This window comes from Ruegeria sp. D4 (assembly GCF_056534475.1).
This window is the reverse complement of sequence record NZ_JBQFPJ010000048.1, coordinates 1-1,217: the sequence shown is the minus strand read 5'-3', so window position 1 is coordinate 1,217 and position 1,217 is coordinate 1. Positions and strand designations below refer to the sequence as shown.

1 protein-coding gene is annotated in these 1,217 nt (G+C 63.5%); it reads right to left on the bottom strand.

The genetic code is table 11. The features are described from left to right. Positions 1–1,217: serine hydroxymethyltransferase (gene glyA, locus ACR0MI_RS23665; protein WP_480442501.1), on the bottom strand; the 1,217-nt coding region annotated here is incomplete at both ends.

Below are 1,217 nucleotides of genomic sequence, written 5' to 3'. Positions count from 1 at the left end.
ACCTTGGCCTCGACCGCGCCGTTGCCGTCTTCGCCATTGGCGGCCAGACCGTCGACGACCTCGATGATCCAGTCCGCGATCTGGCGGAATTCGACCTCGCCAAAGCCGCGGGTGGTGCCGGCGGGGCTGCCCAGACGGATGCCCGACGTGATGGTCGGCTTTTCCGGGTCAAACGGTACGCCGTTCTTGTTGCAGGTGATATGCGCGCGGCCCAGAGCCTTTTCGGTGGCGTTGCCCTTGACGCCCTTGGGGCGCAGGTCGACCAGCACCACATGGGTGTCGGTGCCATGGGTCACCGTGTCCAGACCGCCCTTGATCAACTGATCCGACAGGGCCTGCGAATTGACGACGACCTGCTTGATGTAGTCCTTGAAGGCAGGCTGCAGCGCCTCGCCGAAGGCCACGGCCTTGGCCGCGATCACGTGCATCAGCGGGCCGCCCTGAATGCCGGGGAAGATCGCCGAGTTCACTTTCTTTGCGATATCTTCATCATTGGTCAGGATCATGCCGCCACGCGGACCGCGCAGGGTCTTGTGCGTGGTGGTGGTCGCCACATGCGCATGCGGGAAGGGGCTGGGATGCTCGCCTGCGGCGACCAGACCGGCAAAGTGCGCCATGTCCACGTGCAGGTAGGCACCGACCATGTCGGCGATTTCGCGCATGCGGGCAAAGTCGATCTGGCGCGGGATGGCCGAGCCTCCGGCGATGATCAGCTTGGGCTGGTGCTCTTTCGCCAGCGCCTCGACCTGATCGTAGTCCAGCATGTTGTCTTCCTTGCGGACGCCGTACTGCACCGCGTTGAACCACTTGCCCGACTGGTTCGGGCGCGCGCCATGGGTCAGGTGACCGCCGGCATCCAGGCTCATGCCCAGAATGGTGTCACCGGGCTTGATCAGCGCCTGGAACACGCCCTGGTTGGCCTGAGAGCCCGAGTTCGGCTGCACGTTGGCGAAACCGCAGCCAAACAGCTGCTTGGCGCGGTCGATGGCCAGGTTCTCGGCAATGTCCACGAACTGGCAGCCGCCATAATAGCGCCGCCCGGGATAGCCTTCGGCGTATTTGTTGGTCATCACCGAGCCCTGCGCCTCCATCACTGCGGCGCTGACGATGTTTTCGGACGCAATCAGCTCGATTTCATCGCGCTGGCGCCCCAACTCGGACCGGATCGAGCCAAAAAGCTCAGGATCACGATCCGAAAGAGACTGGGTGAAAAAACC